Source organism: Pseudonocardia sp. (assembly GCF_025465255.1).
Lineage (GTDB): Bacteria > Actinomycetota > Actinomycetes > Mycobacteriales > Pseudonocardiaceae > Pseudonocardia.
Genome location: NZ_JAODNI010000026.1, coordinates 62,111 through 84,117, shown reverse-complemented (window position 1 = coordinate 84,117; position 22,007 = coordinate 62,111). Strand labels below are relative to the sequence as shown.

Genomic DNA, 22,007 nt, shown 5'->3' with positions numbered 1-22,007 from the left:
CCGCACCACCGCGGGGCGGACCCGGTCCGGCGCGCCGGGAAGGGGTGGCACAATCGAGCACGTGAGCGCCGTGACGTCCCCCGACCAGCAGCGCCTTCTCGTGGAGGCGGTGGAGCAGGCCCGTGCCGCCGCCGTCGAGGAGGCGGCCGCCGAGGTCGGCCGGACCGCGGCCCCCGGCGTCGTCGGGCAGCACCTCGAGGCCCGGCCGGAAGGCGTCTCGGCGCTGACCCACTACTTCGCCTCGGAGGTGCCCGGCTACCGCGGCTGGCGCTGGTCGGTGACCATGGCGTGTGCCGGCGAGGACGAGCCGGTGACGGTCAGCGAGGTCGTGCTGGTCCCCGGCGACGACGCCCTGGTCGGCCCCGTCTGGGTGCCCTGGCAGGAGCGCGTCCGCCCGGGTGACCTCGGCGTCGGCGACCTGCTGCCGCCCGCCCCGGACGACACCCGGCTCGTGCCCGCCTACCTCGCCTCGGACGACCCGGCGGTCGAGGAGGTCGCGGTGGAGGTCGGCCTCGGCCGCACCCGCGTGCTGAGCCACGAGGGCCGGCTCGACGCCGCCGAGCGCTGGCACGCGGGCCCGCACGGCCCGTCCGCGGACATGGCTCGCTCGGCCCCCGCGGTGTGCGGCACCTGCGCGTTCTTCCTCCCGCTGGCCGGGTCGCTGCGCGCCGGGTTCGGTGTCTGCGGCAACGAGTACGCCCCCGCGGACGGCAGCGTCGTCTCCGTCGAGTTCGGGTGCGGCGCCCACTCGGATGTCGTCGTCGAGCAGGGATCGCCGGTGCACGTCGCCGAGCTGGTCTACGACGACGGTGTGGACATGGAGTCCGTTCCCGAGTCGCAGAACTCCTGAGCACCGTCCTGAGCGCGCCCGATCCCTTCTCGACGGCCGCGCTCCGCGACGCCGTCCTCGGCGCCTGGGCCGCCTCGCCCACCCGCTTCCGCGAGGATGCGAACGCCGAGGAGGACCTGCTGCTCGGCGGCTACGCGGAGGCGTGGTTCGTCGAGCTCGCGCAGAACGCCGCGGACGCCGCCCGCGCCGCGGGCCGTCCCGGTCGGCTCCGGGTCTCGCTGACCGACCGCGAGCTGCGCGTCGCCAACACCGGGGCGCCCCTCGACGCGGCCGGGGTCGCGGCCCTCGCCTCGCTCCGCGCCTCCGCCAAGCGGGACGACCACGGCTCCGTCGGACGCTTCGGCGTCGGGTTCGCGGCGGTGGTCCCGGTGTCGCCCGAGCCCCGGATCGTCGCGGCGGACGGACGAGGGGTGCGGTTCTCGGCCACCCGGACCGCAGAGGAGGTCGCCGGGTTGCCCGGCCCCGCGGCCGAGCTGGCCCGCCGCGCCGGACAGCTCCCGGTGCTGCGGCTGGTCTGGCCGGTCGACGAGGACGAGCCGGCCCCGCCGGACGGCTACGAGACCGAGGTCCGGCTCCCGCTGCGTCCCGGGACCGACGGCGAGGCCCTGCTCGCCGAGGCCCGCGAGGCGGCCCCTGACCTGCTGCTCGCGCTGCCGGACCTGGCCGAGATCGCCGTCGGCGAGACCGTGCTCGCGCGGACGGACGACGGGGACGTCGCGACCGTCGGGGGCCGCCGCTGGCGGCTCGCCCGCCGCTCCGGGGCCCTCGACGAGGCCACCGCCGACACCGCCGTCGAGCAGCGCGAACGCCGCACCTGGTCCGTCTGCTGGGCCCTCCCGCTCGACGGCCCGCTGCCCGCCGGCGAGGTGCTGCACGCCCCGACGGCCAGCGGCGAGCGGCTGACCCTGCCCGCCCGGCTGATCGCGACCCTGCCCCTGGAACCGGACCGTCGCAGGGTCCGGCCCGGCCCCCTCACGGACGCCCTCGTCCGCGAGGCCGGCGTGGCCTACCTCGACCTCGTCGAGTCCGTCCCGCCCGCCGAGCGCACCCTGCTCGTCCCGGGACCCGGGTTCCCGGCCTCCCCGCTCGACGGCCTGCTCCGCGAGGCCCTGCTCGACGTGCTGCGAGACGGCGCCTGGCTGCCCGGCGCGGCCGGCCCGGCGCTCGCGCCCCGGCGGGCCGAGTGGCTGGACGTCCCGGGCGCCGAGGGGCTGCCCGCGCTGCTCGCCGCCGCCGACCCGGCGTTCGAGCGGCTGGTCGACGTCCCGGAGTCGGGGCCGGCCGCGCTGCAGGAGCTGGGGGTCACCCGCGTCCCCGCGGCCGAGCTGACCGAGCGGCTGCTGCGCGTCGAGCGGCCGGACACCTGGTGGCGCGACCTCTACGCCGCCCTGGAACCGGCCGCGGAGACCGTTCCGGGGCTGGCCGAGGAGCTGCGGGCGCTGCCCGTCCCGCTCGCCGACGGGCGGCTGGCGGCCGGGGCCGCGTCGGTTCTCCTGGCCGAGCCGGATGCCGATCCCGCGGTACGGACCGTTGCGGAGCTGGGGCTGCCCGGCCTGCACGTGGCTGCGCCCGAGGCCGTCCACCCGTTGCTGGCCCGCCTCGGCGCCGGCGCCGCCGACCCGGCGTCGCTGCTGGAGCACCCGGCGGTGCGGGACGCCGTCGACCGCTCCCTCGACGACGCGGACGCCGGGCTGGACCCGGAACCGCTGGCCGCGGCGGTCCTCGGCCTGCTCGGCGCCACCGGCGACCGTGTCGCCGGGACGGGGGCCCTCGCCCTGCCGGACTCCGAGGGGAACCCGGCCCGGGCCGACGAGCTGATGCTCCCGGACGCCGCGCTGGCGCCGCTGCTCGATCCGGACGCGCCGGTCGGGGTCCTGGACGGCCGGTGGGCGACGCGGATCCCGCGGGAGGCGTTCGTCGCGGCCGGGGTGCTGGACGGGTTCGCCGTGGTCGTCGACGAGGAGCCGGTCGGGCCGGACCACGAGCTGCACGACGAGGACCTGTGGTGGGACTCGCTCGAGGGCGGGCCCGCCCGGGTCGTCGCGGTCCGGGACCTCGACCTCGTCGCGGACGACGCCTGGCCGGCTGCGCTGCGACTGCTCGCCGCCGAGCCGGACACCCGGGCCGCGGTGCTGCGCAGCGGTGGTTACACGGGCTGGTGGCTCGCCCGGAACGCCCTTCTCGGAGGCCGGGCGCCGGCGTACTGGCGGCTGCCCTCGGCGTCCGCGCTCGCCGGGTTCTACGACCCGGTCCCGGACACCGGGATCGACGAGACGCTGCTCGCCGCGATCGGGGTGCGCGCCGGGCTCGTCGTCCGCTCGACCGACGACGCCGCGGACCTGCTCGCCCGGCTCGGCGACCCCGCCCGCACCCCGGACGCGGGACTCGCCCTGGCCGCGCACGCCGCGCTGGCGGACGCGCTCGTCGAGGAGCTGGTGGACGTCGACCGGCTCGAGCTGCCGGAACGCGTCCGCTCGCTCGCCGGGGGTGTCGTGGCGGTCGACGACGCGGTCGTCCTCGACGCCCCGTGGACCGCGGCCGTCCTGCCCGCGGGCGAGCTGGTGGGGGGCGGGGACCCGGCCGCGCTCGCCGAGCTGCTCGACCTCCCCCTCTCCTCCGACGTCGTGGCGGCGGAGATCGTGGGGGAGGGCGAGCCGGTCGCGTGGTCCGCGCTGCCCGAGGTCCTCGTGGTGTGCCACACACTCGGCGTCGACGTGCCGGCCGGTGAGCTGCGCCGGCACGAGGACCTGCGGATACGGCTGCGGCGGCCCGAACAGGGGGTCCGCAGCGTCCCGGCCTGGCCCGATGCCGGCGGACGGTGGCACGCCGCCGATCCCGTACGGGCGTTGCTGGCCTCGCTGGCCGATCACGCTGCCAGCCCCACCGATGGGTGACACGCCGGCCTGCGTGCTAGGAACGAGTACGTGAGAGATCAGTTGGGCCACCGACGTCCCGGCAACCGGCCCGGCCGGGTGGCCGTGCTGTCCGTGCACACCTCGCCGATGGAGCAGCCCGGCACCGGCGACGCCGGCGGGATGAACGTCTACATCGTCGAGACGGCCGTCCGGATGGCCCGCCGCGGTGTGCCCGTCGAGATCTTCACCCGCGCCACGTCGTCGGAGCAGCCGCCCGTCGCGGAGCTCGCGCCCGGCGTCCTCGTCCGGCACGTCGCCGCCGGCCCGTTCGAGGGGCTCGGCAAGCAGGACCTGCCCAGCCAGCTCTGCGCGTTCACCGCGGGCGTGCTGCGCGCCGAGGCCCGGCAGGAGCCCGGCTGGTACGGCGTCGTGCACTCGCACTACTGGCTCTCCGGCCAGGTCGGCTGGCTCGCCCGGGACCGCTGGGGCGTGCCGCTCGTGCACAGCGCGCACACCCTCGCCCGGGTCAAGAACGCCGCGCTCGCCGAGGGGGACAGCCCGGAGCCGGTGGTCCGGGTGATCGGCGAGGACCAGGTCGTGGCCGAGGCGGACCGGCTCGTCGCCAACACCGAGGCCGAGGCCCGGCAGCTCGTCGAGCTTTGCGGCGCGGACCCCATGCGTACCGTCGCCGTCGCGCCGGGCGTGGACCTCGACCGCTTCCGGCCCGGTGACCGGCCGGCCTCCCGGGCCGCGCTCGGGCTCGCGTCCGACGCCGTCGTGCTCGCCTTCGTCGGCCGGATCCAGCCGCTCAAGGCCCCGGACGTGCTGCTCCGCGCGGCCGCCGAGCTGCTGCACCGCGATCCGTCGCTGCGCGAGCGGCTGGTCGTGCTGATCGCGGGCGGCCCGTCGGGCAGCGGGCTCACCGAACCGACGTCGCTGCACCGGCTCGCGGACAGCCTCGGCATCACCGACGTCATGCGCTTCCTGCCGCCGCAGGGCAAGGGGCTCGCGGACGTGTACCGGGCGGCGGACGTCGTCGCGGTCCCCAGCCACAACGAGTCCTTCGGGCTGGTCGCGCTGGAGGCGCAGGCCTGCGGGACTCCGGTCGTCGCGGCGCGGGTCGGCGGGCTGCCGGTCGCGGTCGCCGACGGCCGCTCGGGGTTGCTGGTCCCCGGGCACGGCTCCGGCCAGTGGGCCGACGCGCTGGCCCGGGTCGCCCTGCAGCCCCGCCGGCGGGACGAGCTGGCCCTCGGGGCCGTCGTCCACGCGCGGGAGTTCTCCTGGGACCGCACGACCGACGCGCTGCTGGACACCTACGCCGGCGCGGCGGACGAGTTCACGGCCCGCATGCGGCGGAGTGCGCTCGCGGGGATCGTCGACGGATGATCGGAGAACCGCCGATGACGGACCAGCAGGACCCCGACGCGACGATCGGCGCCGCGCTGGCGGAGCTGGACGTCGAGCACACCCGGCGCGAGGCCGGGCAGTACCTCGTCCAGCTGCCGGGCACCAACCGCCTGCAGACGCCGACCTGGCTGCTCGTGCGGGACCGGACCCTGTTCGTGCAGGCCTTCGTCTGCCGGCAGCCGGACGAGAACCACGAGGGCGTCTATCGCTTCATGCTGCAGCGCAACGCCCGCCTCTACGGGGTGCACTACGCGCTGGACCGGGTCGGGGACATCCACCTGCTGGGCCGGATCCCGCTGCACGCCGTGGACGCCGAGGAGCTGGACCGGGTGCTCGGCCAGGTCCTGGAGGCCGCGGACGGGGACTTCAACACGTTCCTCGAGCTGGGCTTCGCCTCCTCGATCCGCCGGGAGTACGCGTGGCGGACGGAGCGCGGGGAGTCCCTGGCGAACCTGAAGGCGTTCGAGCACCTCTTCTAGCGGCTTCGCCGCCTGCGCGCGTTTCTCGTTGCCAGGGCGACGATATCCACGCAACGACCAACGGACGCGCCCACCTCCTCCGTCCTGGGTGCATGAGGGCATCGGGAGTGGCCCGGCGGCGGTGGTTCGCCGGCGTCGTGATCGGGGTGGTCGTGCTCGCGTCCGCGGCGGTGATCGTGGGGGTGGCGGGCCAGGGGGCTTCGTCGTCGAGCGGGAGCGCGGTGTCGCCGGCGATCGGGAGGTCGGAGTCGGGGCCGAGCTGAGGCGGGTCAGGCCGCCCGGGGCCCGTACATGATCACTCCGACGCCGAGCAGGCAGATCGCGGCGCCGACGACGTCGAACCGGTCCGGCCGGAACCCGTCGACCACCATCGCCCACGCCAGCGACCCGGCGACGAACACGCCGCCGTACGCGGCCAGGATCCGGCCGAAGTCCGCGTCCGGCTGCAGGGTCGCGACGAAGCCGTAGATCCCCAGGGCTACGACGCCGGCGCCCGTCCACAGCAGGCCCCGGTGCTCGCGGACGCCCTGCCAGACGAGCCACGCGCCGCCGATCTCCGCGACCGCGGCGAGCACGAAGAGGGCGATCGAGCGGAGGACCGTCATGATCCGGGGAGGGTAGCCGGATAGGCTCTCCCGGCACGTCGAGGAAGGGGTGGCGGATGCCGGCCGGCACGTTGGTCCGCAACGGGGCGGCCCCGTTGTGGGCGCAGCTGCTCGCGGACCTGCGCATCCGGCTCGACGCCCACGAGTTCGACGCCGCGTTCCCCGGTGAGCTGGCCCTCGTCGCCGAGTACGGGGTCAGCCGGCACACCGTGCGCGAGGCGCTGCGCCGGCTGCGGGACGAGGGCGTGGTCGTCGCCGGGCGGGGCCGCGCGCCCCGGCTGGCCGCGCCGATGGAGATCGAGCAGCAGCTCGGCGCGATCTACAGCCTGTTCTCCGCGGTCGAGGGCACGGGACGCGTGCAGCGCAGCGTCGTGCACACCCTGGACGTCCGCGCGGACGGGGTGGTCGCCGCGCGGCTCGGCCGGGAGGAGTCCACGCCGCTCGTCCATCTCGAACGGCTGCGCCTCGCGGACGGTGAGCCGCTGGCCGTCGACCGGGTGTGGCTGCCGGAGGACCTGGCGGCGCCGCTGCTGGACGTCGACTTCACCCACACCGGCCTCTACGACGAGCTGGCGCGGCTCTGCGGGATCCGCGTCGCGGGCGGCCGGGAGAACATCCGCGCGGTGATCCCGACGGAGGAGGAGCGGCGGCTGCTGGGCGTCGGGCCCGGGGTCGCGGCGCTCGCGATCGAACGCCTGGGCAGCTCGGGCGGGGTGCCGGTCGAGTGGCGGCACACGCTCGTCCGCGGGGACCGGTTCACCCTCACCGCGCAGTTCTCCGCGCGGGACGGCTACCAGATGGAGCTCGGGCCGAACAGACCCTAGCCGTCCGGTCGGTCGACCTAGACCCGGACGTGGATCCGCACGTCCGTTCCCTCCGCATGCCGGTGGATCCGGACGAGGTCCGCCAGCCGGTGGACCAGCCACAACCCGTGGTCCTCGTGCCCGCGGCCGGGATGCCGGCGCCCGGCGAGGACGTCCGGGATCCGGCCGCTGTCCTGCAGCTCCACCCTGACCTCGCCCTCGGCGACCCAGGCCAGGAGCACCCCGCAGCCGCCGGAGTGGACGATCGTGTTGACCGCGAGCTCCTGCACGATGCGGCGCAGGTCCGAGATCCGCTCCGGCGCCATCCCGGCCTGCTCGGCGATCTCGTGAACCCGGTGCCGGGCGCCGCGCGGACCGGTCAGGGTGCTGAGCACGACCAGGTCCGCGTCGTCGGGCGGCGGGGGCAGCGGCCGGTCGAACGAGCGCGCCGTGGCGGCCGGGTCCACGTACCCCGGGCTGGTCCAGCGGCTCGTGCCGTCGCTGATGTCCGGATGGGTGCGCAGCGCGTCCTCCAGCACCGGCTCCCTCAGCCGGGTGGTGTCGTACGGGCAGATCACGTGCACCAGGGTGTCCGCCAGGGCGACGTTGATCAGCGCCTCGTGCTCCGCGCAGGCCGGGTACTCCTCGTCCGAACGACCGGCCCAGATCGGCTCCCCGACGATCCGGACCCTCCGTCCCGCGTGCTCCTCGGCGAACGCCCGCAGCACCGTGCCGATGATCCGGCCGGGGTTGCGGCCGGCCACCGCCATGTCCGCGAGCCGGACCCGCCGGGCGTCGTCGCCGAGACCGTCGCGGACCAGCTCCAGGTTGCGGCCCGGGACGGCGACGAGTACTGGTTCGTCCCGACCCAGCCCGCCGTGGACGAAGTCCAGGAGGCCGCCGAGGTAGCTCGCGTCGTCGTCGTAGAAGAGACCGTCATGGCGCAACCCCCCATCCGGTAACGGATCAGCGGTGGGCAGTGCGGCAGGCGACATACGGGACCCCTTCTCCTGGCCAAATTGGAGCGAGGCTAGCTGGGCATGTCCTGGGAGGTTCCGTCGTCGTCTCGGCCGCGCGACGGGTGGTCGCTCGCGGGATACGAGCGGTGACCCGTGTCGGCCGTCCGGTCGAGGCGCCGTGCCCTGCGCGGCCCGGCTGCTGTCAGGGTGCGACGGGCACCGACACCCCGATGCCGCCGGCGGTCCCGGCCCCGTAGCGGGCGATCTCCGCCTCGAGGTCGAGCGGGGTGGTGCGCATGGCGGTGTCCGGGGACAGCAGCTCCGCCGGCACCAGCCAGCTCACCTCGAACTCCAGGCCGTCCGGGTCCTGGGCGTAGAGGGCCTTCGTGCTGCCGTGGTCCGACGCACCGACGAGCGCGCCGTTCGCCCGGAGCACACCGGCGATCCGAGCGAGCTCGGCGAGCGTGTCCACCTCCCAGGCCAGGTGGTAGAGCCCGACGGCTCCGCGCCCGGCCGTGGAGGCGCCGGCCTCCCCGCCGATCGCGAACAGGCCGAGGTCGTGGTCGTTCGTGGAGCCTTCGGCCTGCAGGAACGCGGCCCGGCCGGGGAGCGCCGTCCTCACCCGGAAACCGAGGGCCTCCGTGTAGAACGCCACGCTCCGGTCGACGTCGCGGACGTAGAGGACGGCGTGGTTGAGGCGCTGGACGGGCATGAATGCTCCTTACTGTTTGAAAGTTCAACAGTGACGCTACGCGCAGAAGCATGAATGTTCAAGCAGGCTGTCGTAGGCTCACGGCATGGACGAGGGGACGCGCTGGCTCACCGCCGAGGAGCGCGCGGCATGGCTCGCCTTCGTGGCGGCGACGACTCTGCTCGACGGCGCGCTCGACCGCCAGCTGCAGCGCGAGGCCGGGATGCCGCTGGCGTACTACCAGATCCTGGCGATGCTCTCCGAGGTCCCGGCCCGGACGCTGCGGATGAGCGAGCTCGCGGACATCACCCAGAGCTCGCAGAGCCGGATCAGCCACGCCGTCGCCCGGCTCGAGCGGCAGGGCTGGGTGCTGCGGCGCCCCTGCCCGGACGACCGGCGCAGCACCTTCGCCGAGCTCACGCCGGCGGGCCTCGCGGCGCTGGCCGCGGCCGCGCCCGGACACGTGCGCAGCGTCCGGGAGAACCTGTTCGACGTGCTGAGCACCGAGCAGGTCGGTCAGCTCGCCGCGATCTGCCGCGCGATGCTCGGCCCGCTCACCGCCGATCCGGACGCCCGGCCGGTCCCCGGCGCCTGCGCGGACTGACCCTCCGCCCGCCTGATCCTTCTCACGTCCGCACCGCTGGAACGGACTCCGACTGGCAAGCTGTGCGCCATGCCGACACTCGTGCTGCTGCGCCACGGACAGAGCGACTGGAACGTCGAGAACCTGTTCACCGGGTGGGTCGACGTGCCCTTGTCGGAGGTCGGCGAGGCCGAGGCCGTCCGCGGGGGCGAGCTGATGAAGGAGGCCGGGCTGCTCCCGGACGTCCTGCACACCTCGCTGCTGCGCCGCGCGATCAACACCGCGAACCTCGCCCTCGACGCGGCCGACCGGCACTGGATCCCCGTCCGGCGGGACTGGCGGCTCAACGAGCGGCACTACGGCGCGCTGCAGGGCAAGGACAAGAAGCAGATCCGCGAGGAGTTCGGCGAGGAGCAGTTCATGACCTGGCGCCGCTCCTACGACGTACCGCCGCCGCCGATCGAGAAGGGCTCGGAGTGGTCCCAGGACGGGGACCAGCGCTACGCCGGCATCGAGGCCCCGCTCACCGAGTGCCTCGCGGACGTCGTCGCGCGGATGCTGCCGTACTGGGACGGGGCCATCGTGCCCGACCTGCGGGCGGGGAGGACGGTGCTGGTGGCGGCGCACGGGAACTCCCTGCGGGCCCTGGTCAAGGAGCTTGACGGGATCTCCGACGAGGACATCGCCGGCCTCAACATCCCCACCGGCATCCCGCTGCGCTACGAGCTCGACGACGACCTGAAGCCCACCACGCCGGGCGGCGTCTACCTGGACCCGGCCGCCGCGGAAGAGGCCATCAAGGGCGTGGCGAACCAGGGCCGCTGACCCCGTCCCGGCGCGCGTCATCCAGCTGGGTGAACGCGGGGTGAACGAGGACGGAACTCTGCCGTTCCGGGGCGTCAGCAGGGTCACCTTGGGGCCCGTGGAGCTGTGTTCGGGCTGGTCGGGCTGCCTACGATGCCGCATGTGACCGTGCTGGCGTTCGTGCTGGTGGCCGTCGCCGCCCTCCTCGTCGGGGGTGGGGTCGGTCTCCTGCTCGGCCTGCGTTCCCGGCGGCCGGGTCGTACCCGGTCCCGCACGGGAGGGACGTCCCGCCCGCGCGACCGGCGGGACGTCCCCACCCTCGCGGAGCTGCTGCAGCGGGTGTTCCGCTCCGCCGGCGGCGGGACGGCCGTGCTCGCCCCGAGCGGGGACGTCGTCCTGGCCAACGCCCGCGCGACCGAGCTCGGCGTGGTCCGGGACGGACGCCCGGACCCCCGGGCCTGGGCCGCCTGCCAGCAGGTGCTCGCCGACGGTTCGCCCTGCGAGGTGGATCTCTCGCCACTGGAGTACCGCGCCCGCCGGCCCACGGCCGTCGTCGCGACGGTGCGGCCGCTGGGGGACGGGTTCACCGTCGTCGAGGCGGCCGACACCTCCGAGGTCGTGCGGCTCGAGGCCACCCGGCGGGACTTCGTCGCGAACGTGTCGCACGAGCTCAAGACGCCGGTCGGCGCCGTCGGGCTGCTGGCCGAGGCGGTGCTCGACGCCGCGGACGACCCCGTCGAGGTCCACCGTTTCGCCAGCAAGATCCTGCGCGAGTCGACCCGGCTCGGCTCGCTCGTCACCGAGCTGATCGCGCTCTCCCGGCTGACCGGCGCGGAGAAGCTGCCCGAGCTGGCCGCCGTCGACGTCGACGACGTCGTGGAGGAGTCCCTCGCCCGGGCCCGGCTCTCCGCCGAGGCCGCGGGCATCGAGATCACCGTCGACGACCCGGCCGGCCTCAAGGTCGACGGGGACCGGACGCTGCTGGTCACCGCCCTGGTCAACCTCGTCGAGAACGCCATCGCGTACTCGCCGCCCGAGGCCTCGGTCTCGGTCACCCGCCGGCTCGCGGGCGCCTGGATCGAGATCGCGGTGACCGACCGCGGCATCGGGATCGCCCCCGAGCACCAGGAACGCGTCTTCGAGCGCTTCTTCCGCGTCGACCCCGCACGCTCGCGGGCGACCGGCGGGACCGGGCTCGGCCTGGCCATCGTCAAGCACGTGCTCGCCAACCACGGCGGCGAGGTGCGGCTGTGGAGCAGGCCCGGGACCGGATCCACCTTCACCATGCGGCTGCCCGTCCGCGGCGCCGACGTCCCGGAGACCGATACTCCGGAACTCCCCGATCCGGCGGCGGACGCCGGCAGAGCTGGAGGATCGACATGACCAGGGTGCTGATCGTCGAGGACGAGGAGTCCTTCGCGGACCCGCTCGCCTTCCTGCTGCGGAAGGAGGGCTTCACCACCGCCGTCGCGATTACCGGACAGCAGGCGCTGGAGGAGTTCGACCGCAACGGCGCCGACATCGTGCTGCTCGACCTCATGCTCCCCGGCATGAGCGGCACGGACGTCTGCAAGGCGCTGCGCACGCGCTCTGCCGTCCCGGTGATCATGGTGACGGCGCGGGACAGCGAGATCGACAAGGTGGTGGGCCTCGAGCTCGGCGCCGACGACTATGTCACCAAGCCCTACTCGGCCCGCGAGCTCATCGCGCGCGTCCGGGCGGTCCTGCGTCGCGGCGGTGACGGCGCGGGCGAGCCCGAGAGCGGCGGCGCGGTGCTCGAGGCGGGCCCGGTGCGGATGGACGTCGACCGGCACGTCGTGAGCGTCGGCGGGGCGGAGGTGGCGCTGCCGCTCAAGGAGTTCGACCTCCTGGAGTACCTGCTCCGCAACGCCGGCCGGGTGCTCACCCGCGGCCAGCTGATCGACCGGGTCTGGGGCGCGGACTACGTGGGGGACACCAAGACCCTCGACGTGCACGTCAAGCGGCTGCGGGCGAAGGTCGAGACGGACCCGTCGGTGCCGAAGCACCTGGTCACGGTCCGGGGCCTGGGCTACAAGTTCGAGACCTGACCTGCGCGGGGTCACGGGCCGAACGCCCGTGAGGTGCGCCGATCATGGGTGAAGGGCGTCGCGGAGCCGGAAAGTACGACCCCGAGCCCATTATCGAGAGCTTCGGAAGACCGGCTGCCCGTGATCCGCGGTCGAGCGCGGCTGCGACCTTCGCCATCAGCGGCGCGGGATTCGCCAGGACGTCCAGGTCTGTGGCGTGGAAGACCGTCCATCCCGCGTCCTCGAGGAAGTTCATCCTGCGGCGGTCCCGTCGCTGCGCCCGCCGGCCGGTGTGTGCGTCGCCGTCGTACTCCAGGCCCACCCGCTGCCGCTCCCGGCCGAGGTCGAATGGTTCGAGACATCTGTGGACGCCCGGGCGGGTTCCGGCCCGTCCTGCCCGAGCCTGTCCTGCCCGAGCCCAGCGACGCCCGCCCTGTTGATCATGTCAGGACGGCCGTCACGGCACGTGGATCATGGACAGAAGGCCGCCGGAACCGGCCGTCACGCGACACTTCACCCATGATCGACGCGATCCGCGACCGTCTGCCCATGATCGCGGGTTCCGAGGCTCGGGGGACGGTTCGGTCACGGTCGGAGAACGGCGGTGATACGGGTCGGTAACCTGATCGCGTGCGCCTGGGTGTGCTCGACGTCGGTTCCAACACCGTCCATCTGCTGGTGGTGGACGCGCATCGTGGTGGGCACCCGACCCCGATGACGTCGGAGAAGGCGGAGCTGCGCCTCGCCGAGCACCTGGGCCGGGACGGGGCGCTGGACCGCTCCGGCGCGGACTCCCTGGTCGCGGCGGTGCACAGGGCGCGGGACGCGTCGATCGCGCTCGGCTGCGACGACCTGCTCGCCTTCGCCACGTCCGCCCTACGGGACGCCACCAACTCCGCCGCCGTGCTCACCCGGGTCCGGGCGGAGACGGGCGTCGCGCTCCAGGTCCTGCCGGGGGACGACGAGGCGCGCTACACCTTCCTGGCCGTCCGCCGCTGGTACGGCTGGTCCGCCGGGCGGTTGCTGGTCCTGGACATCGGCGGCGGCTCGCTCGAGCTCGCCACCGGGCGGGACGAGCACCCGGCCGCGGCCGCGTCGCTGCCGCTCGGGGCGGGCCGGCTCACCCGGGACCACTTCACCTCGGACCCGCCCAGCCGCGCGGAGGTCGCCGCGCTGCGCGAGAAGCTCGACGCGGACCTCGCGCCGGTGGCCCGGGATCTGCGCCGCGACGGGGAACCGGATCTGGTCGTCGGGACGTCCAAGACGTTCCGCTCGCTCGCCCGGCTCACGGGTGCGCAGCCGTCGAGCGCCGGGCTGCGGGTCCGCCGCACGCTCACCGACGTGGGGCTGCGCCAGCTCATGTCGTTCATCAGCCGGATGTCCTCCGCGGACCTCGCCGAGTTGGAGGGGGTGAGCGCGAGCCGGGCCCACCAGGTCGTCGCGGGCGCCCTCGTCGCGGAGGCCGCGATGCGCGCGCTGAAGGTGTCCGAACTCGACATCTGCCCCTGGGCGTTGCGCGAAGGAGTGATCCTCCGGAGGCTCGACACGCTCGATGGGTCGTCCCGGAGCGACCGCTCGGCGCAGGACGCGCCATCAGCACTTGGACGCTTGACGTCGGACGGGGCACGGTGTAGCGGATGAGTTCAGAGACCGACCAGCCCCGTCAGCGCACGGTCGCCGAGCTGCTCGCCGAGAACGGCGGCGGCGGCGCCGGTCGTCGGCGACGCCGCCGAGAGGCCGACGACCCCGTCGAGACCCCTGACGGCGAGGGCTCCGACGGGCGCCGCGCCGCGCCCGCCGGAGCCGCGACGATGGGCCCGCAGGTGCCCACCGCCCGGCCGTGGCTCAGCGAGGAACCCCCGTCCGCCGGGCGACGGGCGGCGCCCGAGCCCGCAGGCGGCGGCGGGTTCCGCAGCGCCGGACCGGACCGGAACGGACCGGACCGGAACGGAGCGGGCCGCAACGGCTTCGGCAGCCACGGCCACGAGTCCGGCCGCGCGCCCGTCGACGGCGGATCCGCGAATAGCTGGGACGCCGGCACCCCGGAGGCGGCGAGCAACGGCCGCACCGCATACACCCCGAACGGCTCCGGCCCGAACGGTTTCGGCCCCGACGGATCCGGCACGAACGGGGTCGCGGCGTACACGGGACGCCGCCGCGCCCCGGAGCCCGCCGCGGACGTCCCCGAACGCCCGGCCCCGGATCGCCCGGCTCCTGAACACCCGGCCCTCGCACCGGCTCCGGACCGTCCGGCCCCGGACCGCCGGGCCCAGGACCCGTCGCCCCGCAACCCCCGGATCTCCGACCGGCAGACCCAGCAGCCCTCCCCGGAGCGCGTCGGCCGGCCCCAGCCCCCGGCCCGCCCCGGCCAGGCCCAGAGCCTGCAGGGCCCCGCCCAGTCCCCGGGCCGCGGCATGCCGCCGCGCGCCACCTTCCCGTCACCCGCGCCCGTGACGAACGGGCGGCCGGCGGCCCGGGCCACGGCTCCGGAGCGCCCCACCGAGCAGATCCCCCGCTACACCGACAACGCCGGCGCCGAGCCGGCGACCGGCCCGATCGACGCCCCCCGCCGGGGCGAGCGCGGCGCCGCGGACCGGGCGCGGGCTCTCGCGGACGACGGCGGCCCGCCGACCCAGCTCGGCGGCCTCCCGCTGGACGACGACGACGCCCCCGGCCGCCCCGCGGACGACGGCGGCCCGGCGACCGAGGCCGCGGCCTTCGACCCGGACGACCTCGACGACGAGCTGGACGACGCCGAGTACCCGGCGGACCGTCGCGTGCGTCCGGACGAGGCGCCCGCCGGGCTCGGCAGCCGTCGTCGCGTCGCGGAGCTCGAGGAGGACGACGACCTCGACGAGGAGGCCGGCACCGGGCAGGCCTGGGCCGTGGTCATCGGCCAGTGGATCGCCGGTGCCCTCGCGGGCGCGGCCATCTGGGTGGGGTTCCGGTACCTCTGGTTCAACCTGCCGGTGGTGGCCCTCGCCGCGGCGGTGATCCTGACGGTCGGCCTGGTCATCGGGGTCCGCGCGCTCCTGCGCAACGACGACCTGCGGACCACCGTGTTCGCCGTCCTCGTCGGGCTGCTGCTCACGGTGTCCCCGGCGATCCTCGTCCTGCTCGACCGCTAGCCGTGGACGGGTCGGGGAACGGAGCCGCGCCGGTGCCGCCGGTCGCGCTCTCCACCGCGTCCGTCTACCCCGAACCGGCCGCCGCCGCGTTCGAGATCGCCGCGGATCTGGGCTACGACGGCGTCGAGCTGATGATCTGGACGGATCCGGTGAGCCAGGACGTCCGCGCGGTCGACCGGCTCGTCCGGCGCTACGGCGTCCCCGTGCTGGCCGTGCACGCCCCCTGCCTGGCCGTCACCCAACGCGTCTGGGGTTCGGACCCGATCGGCCGCATCCGGCGTTCCGTCGTCGCCGCGGACCTCCTGGGGGCCGGCACGGTCGTCCTGCACCCGCCGTTCCGCTGGCAGCGCCGCTACGCCGCCGCGTTCTCCGACGAGGTCGCCCGGGCCGGCGAGACCGCCGGCGTCCGGCTGGCCGTCGAGAACATGTTCCCCGTGTGCCGCGGCGGGATCCGGACCGTCCCGTACGCGCCCGGTTTCGATCCCACCGAGGTCGGCCACGCCTTCTACACCCTCGATCTCTCGCACACCGCCGCCGCGGGCTCGGACGCCCTCGCGATGCAGGAGCGGATGGGCACCGGCCTCGTGCACGTCCACCTGACGGACGGGAGCGGTGCCCCGCGGGACGAGCACCTCGTCCCCGGCCGCGGCAACCAGCCCTGCCGGGAGCTCTGCGAACGGCTGAGCGCGGGCCCGTTCGCCCACGCCGGCGGCGTCGTCGTCCTCGAGGTCAGCACCCGGCGGGCCCGGACGCGCCAGGCGCGTGTCGCGATGCTCAGTGATTCGCTGCTCTACGCGAGGCTGAACCTGCAGCCCGGGCCGGTCCCCGCGCCCCGTCCGGGCCCGGTGCCAATCCGCGTGACCGGGTTGACGTAGGTCACAGGGCCTCGGTCCCCGTGACGGCCGGGTGGTACCCGTAATGCATGTGTCTCGTTCCCCGCCACTCCCAAGGACGACCATGAGCGCCCCCGCGCAGGAGGTGACCCGGCGCCCGTTCTCGGAGTCGACGGTCGTCGCGGACGCCGGCGACGGCCGGTTCACCGCCGAGATCGGTGAGCGGTTCGCGGTCGGGGACAAGGCCCACGGCGGGCTGCTGATGGTGCTGCTGGCCAAGGCCGCGCTGGGCCGGCTGGCCGCCGGGACGGGCACCGCGCTCGACCCCGTCGCGATCAGCACCGAGTTCCTGCGGGCTCCGGGCCTCGGGCCCGTCGAGATGAGCACGGAGGTGCTCAAGCTGGGCCGCACGGCGTCGGTCGCCGCGGTCCGGATGACCCAGGGCGACAAGCTCATGCTGACGGCCACGGTGACCGCTGGCCGGCTGCCCACGGACGCGCCGCGCTGGTCCGACCTGCCGGACATTGCCGCGGAGCCGCCCGCCGAGGCGCTCGACCGGAGCGCGAACCGGCTCGCTCCGGCCGCGGGGCTCGCCGCCTCCACGGAGGTCCGCTACGACGGTGAGACGATCCCGTTCGTCCGGGGCGAGCAGGGCCCGCCGATCATCCGCGGCTGGACGCGACCGATCGGCGAGGAGCCCGACGTCCTCTACGCGCTGCTCGCGGGGGACATCCTGCCGCCGACGCTGTTCAACCTCGGCGACCCGGGCTGGGCGCCGACCGTGCAGCTCACCGCGCTGCTACGGGCCCACCCGGCGCCGGGCTGGCTGCGCCTGGAGTCGCGCTCGGCGTCCGTCCGGGGCACCTGGTTCGACGAGGACGTCACCGTCGTCGACTCCGCGGGCCGGCTGGTCTGCCAGGCGCGCCAGATCGCCCTGGCGCCGCTGCCCCGCCCCTGACCCCGCCGGCAGGAACTCCCCGGCGGCCCTGCGGACCCGGCGGCTACCGTCGGTCCCATGACACGCATCGCGGTGCTGGGGGCCGGGAAGATCGGCGAGGCGCTCCTTTCGGGGCTGTTGAAGGCGGGGCGGGCGCCCGGGGACCTGGTGTTCACCGAACGCCATCCCGAGCGGGCGGCCGAGCTGACCGGGCGGCTGGGGGTCGAGAGCGCGGACGTGCCGACGGCCGCGGCCAAGGCCGACGTCGTGGTCGTGGCCGTCAAGCCGCAGGACATCGCGCCCGTCCTGCGGGACCTGGACGGCGCGCTCGACGCCGGCACACTCGTCGTCACGCTGTGCGCGGGGCTGCCGACCGCGCTGTTCGAGGGCGGGCTGCCCGCGGGCACCCCGGTCGTGCGGGTCATGCCGAACACCCCGATGGTGGTCGGCGAGGCGATGAGCGCGATCTCCGCCGGCAGTCACGCCACGGACGAGCACCTGGCCGTCGTCGAGGAGCTACTCGGTGCGGTCGGCCGCGTCGTCCGGGTCCCGGAGACCCAGCAGGACGCCGTGACCGCGCTCTCCGGCTCCGGCCCGGCGTACTTCTTCTACCTGGTCGAAGCCATGATCGACGCCGGGATCCTGCTGGGCCTGCCGCGCGCCGTCGCCGCGGACCTGATCGTCCAGTCCGCCTACGGGGCCGCCGTCATGCTCCGCGAGTCCGACGACCACCCCGTCATCCTGCGGGAGAACGTCACCTCACCGGCGGGGACCACGATCTCCGCCATCCGTGAGCTCGAACGTCACGGAGTGCGTGCGGCGCTCATCGCCGCGATCGAGGCCGCCCGCGACCGATCGGTGGAGCTGGGACGCACGGTGCAGAAGTGATGCCCCGATCGGACGAGGACAGGTCACCCTGACGCGCGCCTGAAGTCCTCACCCGTGTGGTGAGCCTGTCGAAGTCGTCACACCGGTCCCGCTAGACTCACGTCTCACACGCCTGAACCCGCCCGGGGACGCCACCCCGGACGGCTCGGCGGAGTCGAGGAAGGCGGTGTTCGGATGGCCTCCGGAACGCCCGAACAGCAGGGCACGCCCGAACAGCCGTTGGGCAGGCCCGACCAGATAGGCCTGGGCGCGGTGCAGTTCCTGACCGTCGCCGAGGTCGCCGCCATGATGCGGGTCTCGAAGATGACCGTGTACCGGCTCGTCCACGGCGGGGAGCTCCCGGCTGCGCGGGTGGGCCGGTCCTTCCGGGTTCCGAAGCGCGCGGTCGAGGACTACCTGCGCAGCGCCTACTTCGACGCGGGCTGACCGCCCGGGCTGCGCAGTCTCGGACCCCGGCGGGTAGGATCCCAGGTCGGTCATCGTCTCGCCGTCCGCGCGTGCGTGCGCGCGATGTCCGCGCGGTCTCCGGTCCTCTCGTGTGGCCGCGGGCTCGGACGGGACACCCGTAACGCACCACACGTGACGCAACAGAGCAGGGAGGGCCTGACGCATGGGCTCAGTCATCAAGAAGCGCCGCAAGCGGATGTCGAAGAAGAAGCACCGCAAGCTCCTTCGCAAGACCCGCGTGCAGCGTCGCAAGCTCGGCAAGTGACGTGACGGCGGCGCCGGCCCGATGAACGACCAGGGCCGGTCGTCGCCGGTACAAGCCCCGACCCCCGGATCGCCCCGTGCGACCCGGGGGTTCGGTGTCGGCGGACCACCTCGTCCCCACCGCGACGCAGCAGGAAGGCCCGGACCCTGATGGCCAGCTCACGGACGAACGGCCGGACCTCCCCGCCCGGGACGAAGCCGTCGGTCGTGCTCGTCACCGGGGTGAGCAAGTTCCTCGGGGGCAACCTCGCCGCGCGGCTCGCCGCGGACCCGGACATCGACCGGGTGCTGGGCGTGGACACCGTGCCGCCGCCCCGGGACCTGCTGCGCCGGATGGGCCGCGCCGAGTTCGTCCGCGCGGACATCCGCAACCCGCTCATCGCCAAGGTCATCTCCGGCGCCTCGGTGGACACCGTGGTGCACGCGTCGCTCTCCTCCACCCCGGGCTCCTCCGGCGGGCGGACGGCGATGAAGGAGATGAACGTCATCGGCACGATGCAGCTCCTCGCCGCGTGCCAGAAGGCCCCGTCGGTCCGCCGCGTGGTCCTCAAGTCCACGACGGCCGTCTACGGCTCCAGCCCCCGGGACCCGGCCCTGTTCGACGAGGCCATGACGCCCAAGGAGCTCCCGTCCGGCGGCTACGCCAAGGACGCCGCGGAGATCGAGGGCTACCTGCGCGGCTTCGGCCGGCGCCGGCCCGACGTCTCGGTCACGGTGCTGCGGTTCTCCAACTTCATCGGCCCGCGCATCGACACCGTGCTCACCGGCTACTTCATGCTCCCGGTGATCCCGACGGTGCTCGGCTACGACGCCCGCGTGCAGCTGCTGCACGAGGAGGACGGCCTCGCCGTGCTCGAGCGCGCGGCCACCCAGGAGCTCCCGGGCGTCTACAACGTCGCTGCGGACGGCGTGCTGTTGCTCTCCCAGGCCATCCGGCGCGCCGGGAAGATCGCCGTCGGCGTCCCCAGCGCCGCGGTGGGACCGGTCGGGCGGATCCTGCGTGGCGCCCGGGTCGTGGACTTCTCGCCGGAGCAGATGCGCTTCCTCAACTTCGGCCGGGTCGTCGACACTGCCCGGCTGAAGGAGGACTTCGGCTTCGCCCCGCGGTGGACCACGGCCCAGGCCTTCGACGACTACGTTCGGGGCCGGGCACTGCGCCCGGTCCTCGGGGCGGAGCGGCTCGCCTCGGCGGAGCGGGGTGTGCTGTCCCTGGCCCGGTTGCTGCATTGAGGCCGCTCGGCGCGGGGCGGTTGACGGCGTCGCCGTGGTCACGTAGAGACGGCAGTTCGTGACGGTGAGCACGAACGCACGAGGTTCTTCGGCGAGAGGGGGTCGGCGTGCCGGAAGCACGGGTCATCCCGCTGCACGCTGACGAGAACGGGTCACGGACGCGCTGGAAGCTGGGCGCGGGGAGCGGGGCGCGGCGGAACCGGAGCTCCGGGCCGCCGGCGGAACCGATCACCCACCCGTCGGCGGTGCGGGAGCCCGAACCCGAGTCGGCTCCGGACCCCGCCGCCTGGGAGGTGGGGCTCGAGCAGCTCCTGACCTTCGCCCGGCGCCGCCTGTCCGGCGACTACACGGTCGACGAGTTCGGCTACGACCGCGACCTCGCGGACTCGGTGCTGCTACCGGCGGTCCGCCCGCTGTACCGCAAGTGGTTCCGGGTCGAGACGATCGGCATGCACAACGTCCCGGACGCCGGCGGCGCGCTGATCGTCGCCAACCACTCGGGCACCCTGCCGCTGGACGCGTTGATGACCACCGTCGCCCTGCACGACGACCATCCCCGGCACCGCCAGCTGCGTCTCCTCGGCGCCGACCTGATGTTCAAGCTCCCGATCGTGGGGGAGCTGGCCCGCAAGAACGGCGCCACGCTCGCCTGCATGCCGGACGCCGAGCGGCTGATGGACTCCGGCGAGCTCGTCGGCGTCTACCCGGAGGGCTTCAAGGGCATCGGGAAGCCGTTCCGGGACCGCTACAAGCTGCAGCGCTTCGGCCGGGGTGGCTTCGTGTCGGCGGCGCTGCGGACCGGTGTGCCGATCATCCCGTGCTCGATCGTCGGGGCGGAGGAGACCTACCCGAAGATCGGGGACATCGCGCCGCTGGCCCGGCTGATCGGGGCGCCGTACTTCCCGGTCACGCCGCTGTTCCCGCTGCTCGGCCCGCTCGGGGCGATCCCGTTGCCGTCGAAGTGGTACATCGAGTTCGGCGAGCCGATCCGCACGGACCAGCACGACCCCGCGGACGCCGACGACCCGATGCTGGTGTTCAACCTGACGGACCAGGTGCGCGAGACCATCCAGCACACCCTCTACCGGCTGCTGAGCCAGCGCAGGAACGTCTTCCTCGGCTGACCGGGGGTCCGTGCGCGGAAAAACGTCGCTGGAACAACGTTATCCGCGCACGGGCCGCGTCAGCGGCGCTTGTACGCGACGCCCGCCGCCACGGCGCCCGCGACGGCCCCGGCGCCCAGTACGGACGGGACGCCGATCCGGGCGGCCCTGCGGCCCGTCCGGAAGTCCCGGATCTGCCACCCGTGGGACTTCGCGACGTCCCGCAGCTCCGAGTCCGGGTTGACCGCGACCGCGGTACCGACGGCCGAGAGCATCGGCACGTCGTTCACCGAGTCCGAGTAGGCGGCGCAGCGCCGTAGGTCCAGCCCCTCGGTGGCGGCCAGCGCGCGCACGGCGTGCGCCTTGGCCGGGCCGTGCAGGATCTCCCCGACGAGCCGGCCCGTGTAGTGTCCGTCGACGCTCTCCGCGACGGTGCCCAGGGCCCCGGTGAGCCCGAGGCGGCGCGCGATGATCAGGGCGAGCTCCACCGGGGTGGCCGTGACCAGCCAGACCCGCTGCCCGGCGTCGAGATGCATCTGGGCGAGCGCGCGGGTGCCGGTCCAGATCCGGTCCGCCATCAGCTCGTCGTAGATCTCCTCGCCGAGGGTGACGACCTCCTCGACCGGCCGGCCCGCGACGAACGACAGCGCGGTGTCCCGGTGCCCGGCGATCCCGGTCTTGTCCTCCCGGCCGCCGATCCGGAACTTGATCTGCTGCCAGGCGAATCCGGCCATGTCCGAGGTGGTGAAGAACTTGCGCGCGGCCAGACCGCGGGCGAAGTGGAAGATCGACGCGCCGACCATCATCGTGTTGTCCACGTCGAAGAACGCGGCGGCCGTGAGGTCCGTCGGCGGGGCGTCCGACGCCACCGGGGTCTCGCCCGCGGCGACGGCCGCGGCGGCGGCGGCCTCCCCGGCGCGGACCGCGGGGTCCAGCGCGGTGACCTTGTCCATGACGTCACCGGACTCGGCCACGCCGGCCACCTCGGCCCGGCCGCCCATCCCGAGCGGCGTCCCGTCCCCGGTCAGGCCGGGTCCCTTCCCGTCGAGCCCCGTGTCCCCGTCGCCTGGGCGCGGGTCACCTTGTCCAACCA

General features: G+C 74.6%; 23 protein-coding genes. 18 read left to right on the top strand and 5 right to left on the bottom strand.

The window, feature by feature from the left end:
* Nucleotides 1–61 precede the first annotated feature (61 nt).
* From JWP64_RS02875 to JWP64_RS02860, 4 genes are read left to right on the top strand one after another with little or no spacing between them, the layout of a single operon-like run.
* Nucleotides 62–850: a DUF3027 domain-containing protein gene (locus tag JWP64_RS02875; RefSeq protein ID WP_297491912.1), complete on the top strand. Its 789-nt coding sequence runs from the start codon at nucleotides 62–64 to the stop codon at nucleotides 848–850.
* A complete protein-coding gene (locus JWP64_RS02870; protein WP_297491911.1) occupies nucleotides 736–3,744 on the top strand; it encodes a hypothetical protein in 3,009 nt (1,002 codons plus the stop codon). Before JWP64_RS02875 ends, JWP64_RS02870 begins: the two co-directional genes overlap by 115 nt.
* Nucleotides 3,745–3,786: 42 nt before the next feature.
* The gene (gene mshA / locus JWP64_RS02865; protein ID WP_297491984.1) at nucleotides 3,787–5,091 is read left to right on the top strand and encodes a D-inositol-3-phosphate glycosyltransferase; all 1,305 of its coding nucleotides are present in this window, start codon (nucleotides 3,787–3,789) and stop codon (nucleotides 5,089–5,091) included.
* Between the two features lie 14 nt (nucleotides 5,092–5,105).
* The gene (locus JWP64_RS02860) at nucleotides 5,106–5,591 is read left to right on the top strand and encodes a YbjN domain-containing protein (RefSeq protein WP_297491982.1); all 486 of its coding nucleotides are present in this window, start codon (nucleotides 5,106–5,108) and stop codon (nucleotides 5,589–5,591) included.
* A gap of 269 nt (nucleotides 5,592–5,860) precedes the next feature.
* On the opposite strand, the gene JWP64_RS02855 is transcribed toward JWP64_RS02860, so the two are convergent.
* A complete protein-coding gene (locus tag JWP64_RS02855; RefSeq protein WP_297491980.1) occupies nucleotides 5,861–6,199 on the bottom strand; it encodes a YnfA family protein in 339 nt (112 codons plus the stop codon).
* A gap of 53 nt (nucleotides 6,200–6,252) precedes the next feature.
* Here JWP64_RS02855 and JWP64_RS02850 point away from each other — a divergent pair, with 53 nt between their 5' ends.
* A complete protein-coding gene (locus JWP64_RS02850; protein WP_297491910.1) occupies nucleotides 6,253–7,020 on the top strand; it encodes a GntR family transcriptional regulator in 768 nt (255 codons plus the stop codon).
* Between the two features lie 17 nt (nucleotides 7,021–7,037).
* On the opposite strand, the gene JWP64_RS02845 is transcribed toward JWP64_RS02850, so the two are convergent.
* Together JWP64_RS02845 and JWP64_RS02840 are read right to left on the bottom strand one after the other, a co-directional pair.
* Nucleotides 7,038–7,946, bottom strand: a complete 909-nt coding sequence (locus JWP64_RS02845) for a sensor histidine kinase (RefSeq protein WP_297491909.1) — start codon at nucleotides 7,944–7,946, stop codon at nucleotides 7,038–7,040.
* A 214-nt stretch (nucleotides 7,947–8,160) separates the two neighbouring features.
* Nucleotides 8,161–8,670, bottom strand: coding sequence for a VOC family protein (locus tag JWP64_RS02840; protein ID WP_297491908.1), 510 nt, complete (start codon nucleotides 8,668–8,670; stop codon nucleotides 8,161–8,163).
* Nucleotides 8,671–8,755: 85 nt separating this feature from the next.
* On the opposite strand from JWP64_RS02840, the gene JWP64_RS02835 reads away from it, so the two are divergent.
* From JWP64_RS02835 to JWP64_RS02820, 4 genes are all read left to right on the top strand, one after another.
* The gene (locus JWP64_RS02835; RefSeq protein ID WP_297491906.1) at nucleotides 8,756–9,253 is read left to right on the top strand and encodes a MarR family transcriptional regulator; all 498 of its coding nucleotides are present in this window, start codon (nucleotides 8,756–8,758) and stop codon (nucleotides 9,251–9,253) included.
* Between the two features lie 69 nt (nucleotides 9,254–9,322).
* Nucleotides 9,323–10,057 (top strand): phosphoglyceromutase, encoded by a 735-nt coding sequence (locus JWP64_RS02830; RefSeq protein WP_297491904.1) that lies wholly within the window; start codon nucleotides 9,323–9,325, stop codon nucleotides 10,055–10,057.
* Nucleotides 10,058–10,189: 132 nt separating this feature from the next.
* Nucleotides 10,190–11,419 (top strand): ATP-binding protein, encoded by a 1,230-nt coding sequence (locus JWP64_RS02825; RefSeq protein WP_297491902.1) that lies wholly within the window; start codon nucleotides 10,190–10,192, stop codon nucleotides 11,417–11,419.
* Nucleotides 11,416–12,105, top strand: coding sequence for a response regulator transcription factor (locus tag JWP64_RS02820; RefSeq protein ID WP_297491900.1), 690 nt, complete (start codon nucleotides 11,416–11,418; stop codon nucleotides 12,103–12,105). Before JWP64_RS02825 ends, JWP64_RS02820 begins: the two co-directional genes overlap by 4 nt.
* On the opposite strand, the gene JWP64_RS31350 is transcribed toward JWP64_RS02820, so the two are convergent.
* Nucleotides 12,068–12,406 (bottom strand): DUF559 domain-containing protein, encoded by a 339-nt coding sequence (locus JWP64_RS31350; RefSeq protein WP_366889281.1) that lies wholly within the window; start codon nucleotides 12,404–12,406, stop codon nucleotides 12,068–12,070. The genes JWP64_RS02820 and JWP64_RS31350 overlap by 38 nt on opposite strands.
* Nucleotides 12,407–12,714: 308 nt before the next feature.
* On the opposite strand from JWP64_RS31350, the gene JWP64_RS02815 reads away from it, so the two are divergent.
* From JWP64_RS02815 to JWP64_RS02775, 9 genes are all read left to right on the top strand, one after another.
* The gene (locus tag JWP64_RS02815; RefSeq protein WP_297491898.1) at nucleotides 12,715–13,725 is read left to right on the top strand and encodes a Ppx/GppA phosphatase family protein; all 1,011 of its coding nucleotides are present in this window, start codon (nucleotides 12,715–12,717) and stop codon (nucleotides 13,723–13,725) included.
* Nucleotides 13,722–15,212, top strand: coding sequence for a hypothetical protein (locus tag JWP64_RS02810; protein ID WP_297491896.1), 1,491 nt, complete (start codon nucleotides 13,722–13,724; stop codon nucleotides 15,210–15,212). The genes JWP64_RS02815 and JWP64_RS02810 overlap by 4 nt, the downstream gene beginning before the upstream one ends.
* A 32-nt stretch (nucleotides 15,213–15,244) precedes the next feature.
* Complete coding sequence (locus JWP64_RS02805; RefSeq protein ID WP_297491894.1) at nucleotides 15,245–16,087, top strand: sugar phosphate isomerase/epimerase; 843 nt, start codon at nucleotides 15,245–15,247, stop codon at nucleotides 16,085–16,087.
* 82 nt (nucleotides 16,088–16,169) lie between these two features.
* Nucleotides 16,170–17,003, top strand: a complete 834-nt coding sequence (locus JWP64_RS02800) for a thioesterase family protein (protein WP_297491892.1) — start codon at nucleotides 16,170–16,172, stop codon at nucleotides 17,001–17,003.
* Nucleotides 17,004–17,060: 57 nt separating this feature from the next.
* Nucleotides 17,061–17,870 carry a pyrroline-5-carboxylate reductase gene (proC, locus tag JWP64_RS02795; protein ID WP_297491890.1) on the top strand — a complete coding sequence of 270 codons (810 nt, stop codon included), beginning with the start codon at nucleotides 17,061–17,063 and terminating at the stop codon, nucleotides 17,868–17,870.
* A gap of 174 nt (nucleotides 17,871–18,044) precedes the next feature.
* Nucleotides 18,045–18,296 (top strand): helix-turn-helix domain-containing protein, encoded by a 252-nt coding sequence (locus tag JWP64_RS02790; RefSeq protein ID WP_297491888.1) that lies wholly within the window; start codon nucleotides 18,045–18,047, stop codon nucleotides 18,294–18,296.
* 184 nt (nucleotides 18,297–18,480) lie between these two features.
* Nucleotides 18,481–18,582: an AURKAIP1/COX24 domain-containing protein gene (locus JWP64_RS02785; protein WP_010241351.1), complete on the top strand. Its 102-nt coding sequence runs from the start codon at nucleotides 18,481–18,483 to the stop codon at nucleotides 18,580–18,582.
* Nucleotides 18,583–18,731: 149 nt separating this feature from the next.
* Nucleotides 18,732–19,811, top strand: coding sequence for an NAD-dependent epimerase/dehydratase family protein (locus tag JWP64_RS02780; protein ID WP_297491885.1), 1,080 nt, complete (start codon nucleotides 18,732–18,734; stop codon nucleotides 19,809–19,811).
* A 107-nt stretch (nucleotides 19,812–19,918) separates the two neighbouring features.
* Nucleotides 19,919–20,935 (top strand): lysophospholipid acyltransferase family protein, encoded by a 1,017-nt coding sequence (locus JWP64_RS02775; protein WP_297491883.1) that lies wholly within the window; start codon nucleotides 19,919–19,921, stop codon nucleotides 20,933–20,935.
* A 59-nt stretch (nucleotides 20,936–20,994) separates the two neighbouring features.
* Here JWP64_RS02775 and JWP64_RS02770 read toward each other — a convergent pair whose 3' ends face one another.
* Nucleotides 20,995–21,867, bottom strand: coding sequence for an HAD-IB family hydrolase (locus tag JWP64_RS02770; protein WP_297491978.1), 873 nt, complete (start codon nucleotides 21,865–21,867; stop codon nucleotides 20,995–20,997).
* Nucleotides 21,868–22,007: the final 140 nt, after the last annotated feature.